This window comes from Cellulomonas sp. P4_B5_2, assembly GCF_056402235.1.
This window is the reverse complement of the sequence record NZ_JBFUHU010000258.1, coordinates 1-8,880: the sequence shown is the minus strand read 5'-3', so window position 1 is coordinate 8,880 and position 8,880 is coordinate 1. Positions and strand designations below refer to the sequence as shown.

8 protein-coding genes are annotated in these 8,880 nt (G+C 72.9%); all 8 read right to left on the bottom strand.

Going from position 1 to position 8,880, the window contains the following annotated elements:
• On the bottom strand, positions 1-348 hold a 348-nt coding region (locus AC1DUQ_RS16770), incomplete at its 3' end, for a TIGR00725 family protein (RefSeq protein WP_477074175.1).
• A gap of 56 nt (positions 349-404) precedes the next feature.
• Positions 405-1,022, bottom strand: a complete 618-nt coding sequence (locus AC1DUQ_RS16765; protein WP_477059736.1) for an L-threonylcarbamoyladenylate synthase — start codon at positions 1,020-1,022, stop codon at positions 405-407.
• A gap of 10 nt (positions 1,023-1,032) precedes the next feature.
• Positions 1,033-1,380, bottom strand: a complete 348-nt coding sequence (locus AC1DUQ_RS16760; RefSeq protein ID WP_477059737.1) for a nucleotide pyrophosphohydrolase — start codon at positions 1,378-1,380, stop codon at positions 1,033-1,035.
• Entirely contained in the window at positions 1,377-3,434 is a 2,058-nt protein-coding gene (locus AC1DUQ_RS16755; RefSeq protein WP_477059738.1) for an elongation factor G, read from the bottom strand. Before AC1DUQ_RS16755 ends, AC1DUQ_RS16760 begins: the two co-directional genes overlap by 4 nt.
• A 69-nt stretch (positions 3,435-3,503) precedes the next feature.
• On the bottom strand, positions 3,504-4,454 hold the full coding sequence (locus AC1DUQ_RS16750) for an FKBP-type peptidyl-prolyl cis-trans isomerase (protein WP_477059739.1): 951 nt from the start codon (positions 4,452-4,454) through the stop codon (positions 3,504-3,506).
• A 113-nt stretch (positions 4,455-4,567) separates the two neighbouring features.
• Positions 4,568-6,250 (bottom strand): alpha-amylase family protein, encoded by a 1,683-nt coding sequence (locus AC1DUQ_RS16745; protein WP_477059740.1) that lies wholly within the window; start codon positions 6,248-6,250, stop codon positions 4,568-4,570.
• Entirely contained in the window at positions 6,247-7,278 is a 1,032-nt protein-coding gene (locus tag AC1DUQ_RS16740; RefSeq protein ID WP_477059741.1) for a TIGR03885 family FMN-dependent LLM class oxidoreductase, read from the bottom strand. The genes AC1DUQ_RS16745 and AC1DUQ_RS16740 overlap by 4 nt, the downstream gene beginning before the upstream one ends.
• Positions 7,279-7,329: 51 nt before the next feature.
• Positions 7,330-8,880: DEAD/DEAH box helicase (locus AC1DUQ_RS16735; RefSeq protein WP_477074174.1), on the bottom strand; the 1,551-nt coding region annotated here is incomplete at its 5' end.

Below are 8,880 nucleotides of genomic sequence, written 5' to 3'. Positions count from 1 at the left end.
GCCCCAGGACCCTCCGACGCTCACGACGACGTCGCTCGACCGCACCAGGAGCGCGTTGCGCAGCTCGCCGAGCCCGGTGGGGATCGCGACGGTGACATCGGGGTTGGCCTCTGCCCGGTCGGTCCCCGGGAGCAGGCCGACCACGGTCCCGCCGGCTGCCGCAGCTCCGCGCGAGACCGCCGCCATCACCCCGCCGAGCCCGCCGCAGACGACGACGTGCCCACGCTCGGCGAGAGCCCGCCCGAGCTCCTCAGCGGCGGTGCGCTCGTCGGACGACGCGTCCGACGGTCCGACGACCCCCACGTAAGCCATGTGCCGCTCCTCGAGCTCGGTGCTTCCAGTCGAGATCGGTGGGTAGAGCTACCGAGTTCTGCAGCAACCACCGAGCTCGGGGTGCTGCGGGGTCAGAACCGGTCCGGGTCCCCGGCGCCCACGCGGACCACCTCCGGGGTGCCCTCCGTCCAGTCGACCACCGTCGTCGGCTCCGTGCCGCAGTCGCCGGCGTCGACCACCGCGTCGAGCACCAGGTCCAGCTCCTCCTTGATCTGCCAGCCCTCGACCATCGGCCACTCGTGGCCGGGCATCAGGAGGGTGCTGGACAGGAGGGGTTCGCCGAGCTCGCGCAGGATCGCCTGGGCCACCGGGTGGTTCGGGATGCGGACRCCGACCGACCGCTTCTTCGCGTGCGCCAGCCGCCGGGGCACCTCGGGGGTGGCCAGCAGGATGAACGTGTACGGGCCGGGGGTCGCCGCCTTGATGGCGCGGAAGGCGCTGTTGTCCAGGTGCACCAGCTGGCCCAGCTGCGCGAAGTCGGCGCAGACCAGCGTGAAGTGGTGGCGGTCGTCGAGGTGCCGGATCTTGCGGATGCGGTCGGCGCCGTCGTGGTTGTCGATGCGGGAGCCCAGCGCGTAGCAGGAGTCCGTCGGGTACGCGATCACCGCGTCGTGGCGCAGCAGGTCCACCACCTGCGCGATCGACCGCGGCTGGGGGTTCTCGGGGTGGACGTCGAAGTACCGGGCCATGGTGTCGAGGCTACGGCTTGTGGGGTGCGACGCCCCGGACCTGGTCGGCGGCGAACCGCAGGTGCGAGGCGGCCAGCTTGGCGCGCGCCGCCTCACCCAGGTCGACGCCGAGCACGTCCGCCAGGCACACCAGGTAGACGAGGACGTCGGCCATCTCCTCGGCGACGCGCGCATGACGGTCGGGTGCGGAGAACTGCGCGACCGCGTCGTCCGCGGGCACCCACTGGAACAGCTCCGCCAGCTCCCCGACCTCCCCGACGAGCGCCAGGATCACGGACTTGGGGTCGTGGAACTGCTGCCAGTCGCGCTCGGTGCTGAACTCCCGCACGAGGCGGGCCAGCTCAGCGAGCTCGGTCACGCGGGGACCAGGTGGTCCGGGCAGACCTCGAACCGGTCGGGCGCGATGGTCAGCTCCGCGCGGCCCCCGGTGAGCGAGCGCAGGTCCAGCACGTACCGACCCAGCTCGGCCTCCGGCACCGAGGCGTCGATGCGCACCAGCCCGTCGTCGAGGGACGTCGTCGCGTTGATGTGCCCCCGGCGCGCGCTCAGGTCGCTCATCACGTCGCCCTGCGCGGCGATCGGCACCGTGACGGACACGTGGCTGATCGGCTCCAGGACGGTCGTCCCCGCGGAGTGCAGGGCCTCGCGCACCCCGTTGCCCGCGGCGGTGCGGAACGCCATGTCCGAGGAGTCGACCGAGTGCGACTTGCCGTCGTAGACCTCAACGCGCAGGTCCACCACGGGGTACCCGTGCGGGCCGCCCGAGGCCATCGCCTCGACGACGCCCTTGTGCACCGCCTGGACGTAGGTGCGGGGGATCGCACCGCCGACGATGGCGTCGACGAACTCGAACCCGGACCCGTGCGGCAGCGGCGACACCCGCAGCTGCACCACCGCGAACTGCCCGTGCCCGCCGGACTGCTTCTTGACCTTGCCCTCCGCCTCGACCGGCCGACGGATCGTCTCCCGGTACCCGACCGGCACCGGCGAGGTGCTCACGTGCACCCCGAACACGCGCGCGAGCCGTTCCAGCGCGACCGCCAGGTGCGTGTCACCGAGCCCGCGCAGCACCGTGCTGTCGCCGGAGCGGTCGATGCTCAGGGTCGGGTCCTCGGCGGTCAGGCGGGACAGCGCGGCGGAGAGGCGGTCGTCGTCGGACTGGGTCACGGGTTCGAGCGCGAGGGCGTAGACGGTGTCCCGGGCACGGGGAGGCCGGGCGGTCATCGACGCGCCCGGCCCGGTGCGTTCCGCCAGCAGGCTCCCCGACGGGGTCCCGGTGAGCTTGGCGACGGCGCCGATCTGCCCCGCGGGGACGGCGTCGACCGGGAGGTGCTCCTTGCCGCGCAGCCGGAACAGTCCGGGGATGCGCTCCTCCGTCCGGGTCGCGGTGTTGAGCAGCCGGTCGCCGTTGCGGACCGTGCCGGACAGCACCCTGAACATGGTCACCTGGCCGACGAAGGGGTCCGCCAGCGTCCGGAACGCGTACAGCAGCGTCGGCCCCGCCGGGTCGGCGGCGACCTCGACCTCGGTCTTCCCGGCCTGCACGCGGGCGGTCCGGTCCGCCGGCGACGGCCCGAGCTCGCACAGCAGGTCCGCGAGCCGGTCCACGCCCACCCCGGTCACGCCGGACGCCAGCAGCACGGGGAACGCCTCGCAGGCCCGGACCTCCTGCGCGAGGGTGCTCTCCAGCTCGGCCGTGCTGGGCACCTCGCCCGACAGGTAGCGCTCCAGCTGGTCGTCGTCGTGCGCGACGATCTCCTCGGTCACCTCGTCGTGCAGGCGGTGCTCCTCGTCGGCGAGCCCGGCCGGCAGGGCCTCGGTGTGGTGGTGGCCGTCCCGGTCGTAGGCCAGGCCCTGCTCGCTGAGCACGTCGGCGACGCCCGTGAACGACGTCTCCTCGCCCAGCGGCAGCTCGAGCGGGACCAGCCCGTCGCCGAACGCCGTGCGCAGGTCCGCCAGCACGTGCCGGAAGTCGGCCCGGGCCTTGTCCTCCTTGGTGACGACGACCATCCGCGGCACCCCGGCCTCGGCCGCGAGCCGCCACGCGGCGTGCGTGCCCGCCTGCACCCCGTCGACCGCGCTGACCACGATCAGTGCGAGGTCCGCGGCCGCCAGCGCGGCGTCGACCGCGCCCGCGAAGTCCGCCGAGCCGGGCGCGTCCAGCAGCGTCACGTCGTAGGCGTTGCCGTCCGTCGCGGTCCACGGAAAGGGGGCGACGCCGAGGCCCAGGGAGATCCCGCGCGCGATCTCCTCCGGCTCGTGGTCGGTCACCGTCGAGCCGTCCTCGACGCGGCCCGCTCGGGTGAGCACCCCGGCCCGGTGCAGCAACGACTCCGTGAGAGTCGTCTTGCCGGACCCGGCGGCGCCCAGGAGCGCCACCGTCCGGATCCGCGGCGTCGATGCCTGGTCCATGGCTCACTCCTGGTTCGAGGTTGCTCCTGAGCCACCGGCGCGTCCCGGGCTCGTACTCCGTTCGGTCGGTCAGACGGCCCCGAGGATGTCGACGACGAAGATCAGCGTCGATCCGGCGGGGATCGTCTCGCTGGCCTGGTCGCCGTAACCGAGGTCCGGCGGGATGACCAGGAGCACCTGGCTGCCGACCGTCTGGCCGGTCAGACCCTGCGTCCAGCCGGCGATGACGCCGTTCAGTGCGAACGTCGCGGGCTCGCCCGAGTCCCAGGACGAGTCGAACTGCGTGCCGTCCCAGAGCCAGCCGGTGTAGTTCACGGTCAGGGTCTGGTCCGCGGTCACCTCGGCGCCGGTGCCCTTGATCAGCGGCTGCACGACGAGCGTCGTGGGGGCCGGGTCGGCGATCGGCGTGATCGACGGCTTGCCGTCGGCGTCGAGCGTGACGGTCGGCAGGCCGGCGGGAGGAGTCACGGCCTCGCCCTCGGCGCGCTCGAGGGCCGGCACGGTGTCGTTGGCCTCGACGACCTCGCCGACGACGACGTTGGTGCCCTCGCCGTCCGGGACGGCGAACAGGATGCGGACGCCGACCTTCTGGCCGACGAGCGCGTCGTGCAGGTCGGGGAGCAGCTGGTCGTCGGCGACGATCTTCTCGGGCGGGCTGTCGGCCGCGTAGGTGTCACCGAGCTCGGTGCCGTCCGTGCCGCTGACCGCGGCCGTCTCGATCGAGAGGGTCTGGCCCTCGGTGATCTCGTCGCCCGTGCCCTCGTCGACCACGCGGACCACGAGAGCGCTGACCGTGAACGGCGTCGTCGGGAGCGTGATGGTGGGCTTGCTGCCGGGCTCGCCCTCGACCTTGACCTTGGCCAGTGCGGCCACGTCGGCGGGGTCGGCGGTCGACGTCGACGTCGCGGAGGGCGTCGGGTCGTCGGCCGAGTCGCCGGCGCAGGCGGCCAGCGAGAGGCCGAGGGTCAGGGCGAGAGCTGCGGCGGCAAGGCCGCGGCGGGCGGTGGTCGTGCGGCGCACGAGGGTCCTCCGTCGGTTCGGGTCCCGCCCGGGGAGGCGGCGGACCTCGGCACGGTACGCGAGATTGCTGGGAGCCCGCTGAGCGGCCCGGTGGCTGGGCGGCGCGAATCGCTTCAGAGCAGCCGCCGGTCGCCCTCCCGGACCACGCGCAGCCAGCGGTACCCGTAGCCGTCGAGCTCCACCTCGGTGGCCCCGCGGGCGTCGATCGTGCACGAGCCGTCCTGGAGCAGGTCGACCAGCCGGACCGTGTCGTCGTAGTCGGCGAACCGCAGCGGGACCATCGCCGGCTCGGCACCCAGGTTGTGCAGTGCGACCAGCGAGCCGTCGTCCCAGGTGCTGCGGTGCGCGAGCACGGACGCGTGCGGCTGGTCGAGGATCTCCGCCCGCGTCGTCCAGCCGAGCTCGGGGCACTCTCGGTAGCGCCGGATGAGCAGCTGGACGAAGCTCAGCAGGGAGTCGGGGTCGCGGCGCTGGTCGGCGACGTTGACGTGCTCCGGGGAGAACCCGCCCTCGGTCACCGGGCCGGACAGCTTGCGCTTCGGGGCGCGCGAGAAGCCGCCGTTCACGCCCGAGGTCCACTGCATCGGCGTGCGGACGGCCAGCCGGCCCTCGGCGGCCAGGTTCTCGCCCATGCCGATCTCCTCGCCGTAGAACAGCACCGGGGTGCCGGGCAGCGAGAAGAGCAGGGAGTAGACCATCCGGATGCGCCGCGGGTCGCCGCCGAGCATCGTCGGGAGGCGCCTCCTGAGTCCCCGCCCGTACAGCTGCATGTCGGGGTCCGGGCCGAAGGCGGCGAACACCTCCTGCTTCTCGTCCTCCGACAGCTTGTCCAGCGTGAGCTCGTCGTGGTTGCGGACGAAGGTGGCCCACTGGGCGTCGTGCGGGATCTCCGGCCGGTCGTCCAGGGCCTTCGCGATGGGCCGCGCGTCCTCCCGGGCCAGGGCCAGGTACAGGTTCTGCATCCCGATGAAGTCGAACTGGAGCGTGAGCTCGTCGCTGTCCGCCGCGCCTCCGCCGAAGTACTGCCTCTGCTCCTCGTAGGGCAGGTTCACCTCGCCCATGAGGATCGCGTCGCCCACCCGGCGCGTGAGGAACGAACGCAGCTCCTTGAGGAAGTCGTGCTTGTCCTCCACCGTGTCGCCCGGGGTCTTCGCGGCGTCGGCCAGGAAGAACGGCACGGCGTCGACGCGGAACCCGCTCAGCCCGAGCTCCGCCCAGTAGCCGATCACCTTGGCGATCGCGTCCCTGACCTGCGGGTTCGCCGTGTTGAGGTCCGGCTGCTGGTGGTAGAACGTGTGCCGGTACCACTCGCCCGTGGCGTCGTCCTTGGTCCAGATGCCCGCCTCCTTGTCGGGGAAGACGACCTTGTCCTTGGTGGACGGCGGCTTGTCCGAGCGCCACACGTAGAAGTCGCGGTAGGGGCTGTCCTTGCTCTTGCGCGCGCTCTGGAACCACGGGTGCTTCTCGGAGGTGTGGTTGACGACGAGGTCGACGATCACCCGGATCCCGCGGTCCTTGGCCGTCCGGACGACCTCGACCAGGTCACCGGAGTGCCCGAGGCGCGGGTCGACCCCGTAGAAGTCGGAGATGTCGTAGCCGTCGTCGAAGTCGGCCGTCGGGTAGAAGGGCATGAGCCACAGGCACGTGACGCCCAGGTCGGCCAGGTGGTCGATGCGCTGGACCAGGCCGGGCAGGTCGCCGACGCCGTCGTCGTTCCAGTCCATGAACGTCTCGACGTCCAGGCAGTAGATGACGGCGTTCTTCCACCAGAGGTCGCCGGTGTCGTGGATCCTCATGCGGTCACCTGCTTCAGCTGGGGGAGGAGGTGCTCGGCGGCCATGTCGACGAACGCGTCGAGGGTCGCGCTGCGCGGGGTGCTCGTGGGGGCGGCGTCGTCGTGCTTCTCGTCGCTCGGTGCGGGGTCCGTCGCCACCTGGTGCAGGTAGACCGCGTCGAAGCCGATGGCCACGAGCTCGCTCACCCGGTCGGCCAGGCGTGCCGGGTCGTGGTCGACCAGCACGCTGCGACGCAGGGCCTCGTCGCCGACATGGGTCCCGAGGGAGTCGAACGCCTCGGGGGTGTCCAGGTCCCACGCCACCGGCGGGCCGAACACCTGGCCGGCCATCTGGTCCCGGGCCACGGCCAGGGCGGTCTCCGCGGACGGTGCCCACGACACGTGCACCTGCAGGGTCAGGGCGCCGCGCCCACCGGCGTCGCGGTACTCCTGCACCACCTGCTTGAGGACCTCCGGCGACTGGTTCACTGTGACCAGCCCGTCGGCCCACCCGGCGTGCGCGCGCGCCGTCGCGGGCGTCACCGCGGGACCGATGAGCAGCGGCTTCTCGTCGGGAAGCGTCCACAGCTTGGCCCGGTCCACCGTGACCAGCCCGTCGTGCGTGACCTCCTCGCCGTCCAGCAGCGCGCGGATGATCTCGACGCACTCCCGCAGCCGCGCGTCCCGCTCCGCCTTGGCCGGCCAGCGCCCGCCGGTGATGTGCTCGTTGACGTTCTCGCCCGAGCCCAGCGCCACCCAGAACCGTCCGGGGAACATCGCCGCGAGCGTCGCCGCGGCCTGCGCGATGATCGCCGGGTGGTACCGCTGGCCCGGCGCGTTCACGACGCCCAGCGGCAGCCCGGTCGTCGCCAACGCGGCGCCGAGCCATGTCCAGGCGAACCCGGAGTGCCCCTGCCGGACCGACCAGGGGGCCCAGTGGTCCGAGCACATGGCGGCGTCGAACCCCGCCTGCTCCGCGCGCTGGGTGGCCGCCAGGAGCGCGGCGGGATGGACCTGCTCGTGCGAGTTGTGGAAGCCGACGATGGTCATGGGGTTCGGTTCTACCCGGTTCGTCCGGGATGCGCGCGGCGAGAACGACCGTCAGCTCGAGCAGAGGCCGATGAACGCGCCCAGCTCCGCCAGCTGCTCCGGGCGTGCCGGCAGGTAGTCGGTCAGGCGGGCGGAGCGGACGATGATCGCGCACCACTGCGCCCGGGAGACTGCGACGTTCAGCCGGTTGCGGTTGAGCAGGAACTCCATCCCGCGCGGCACGTCGTCCGCCGACGACGCGCAGGTGGTGACCAGCACGACCGCGGCCTCCTGGCCCTGGAACTTGTCGACCGTGCCCACGCGGACGCCGCTGATCCCGGCTGCGTCGAGCGCGCGGCGGACCGTCCAGACCTGGGCGTTGTAGGGGGCGACGACGAGGATGTCCTCCCCGGTCAGCGGCCGGGTCGACCCGTCCGTCCAAGAGCGACCGAGCAGGTCCCGGACCTGGTCCACGACCACGGCGGCTTCCTCGGGCGACGAGACCGCGTTGCCGGCGTGGTCGACCACGATCGTCCGCAGCCCGGGCGCGACGCCGTCGAGCGAGCGGTCGGCGGTGTGCGGGACCGCGGTCAGGCGGTCCTCGTAGGAGAGGCGCGAGACGGCCGCGCAGAGTGCCGGGTGCATCCGCCACGTGCGGGCCAGGAAGTACCCGAGCTCGTCGGGCAGCGTGTCCTGGCCGTCCACGAGCCATCCGAGGGCGGACCGGTCCACCGGCTCCGGGTGCCGGCCCTGGGTCACCTGCGGGAGCTGCTGCGGGTCGCCGAGCAGCAGCAGGTTCCGCGCCGCGGTGGACACCGCGATCGTGTCGGCCAGCGCGAACTGGCCGGCCTCGTCGACCACCAGCAGGTCGAAGCCGCCCTCGGGGACGCGGTCGCGGCTCGTGAAGTCCCACTTGGTACCGCCGACGACGAAGCCGCCGGGCTGCCGGGCGTGGAACGCGGTCGCGTCCTTGCCCTTCGGCAACGACTGCCAGACGGCGTCGGCGGGGTGCTGGTCCTGCGCCTTCTTGCCGATCTGCTCCGCCGGCAGGCCGGCGGCGTTCACGGCACGCAGCATGTTCTCCACGACGGCGTGCGACTGTGCGACGACGCCCACCGTCCAGCCCTGGGCGGCGAGCGCGGCGATCACGTGGCCGCCGGTGTACGTCTTGCCGGTGCCGGGCGGCCCCTGGACCGCGAGATACGAGCCGTCCAGGTCGAGGACCGCCTCGATGATCGCCTCCGTGGTCCCGCTGACGTCGTCGGGCCGGGGGAGCGGCAGGGCACGGGTGCGCGGGGGGACACGGCGCAGGATGTCGGCCGCGGGCAGCGGCGGGAGGTCGGGGAGCCCGTCGGCCACGCCGCCGACGAGGGTGCGGATGGCCTCGACGATGCCCTTCACGCCTGGACCGGCGGAGGGGGCGAGCGCCATGGGCAGGTCGGGTCCGGGGGTCGCCCCGGTGGGCAGCCGGTCGCTGACCAGCAGGACGTCGCGCGTGCCCGACGCCGAGTCGGTCGCCTCCCGGGACGTGACCTGGAGGATGTCGACGCCTGTGGTCCAGCCTCGGTGGCCGGTGCTCGAGGTCTGCGCGTACTCCGGCGGCGGGTCGTACAGCGCGTACGC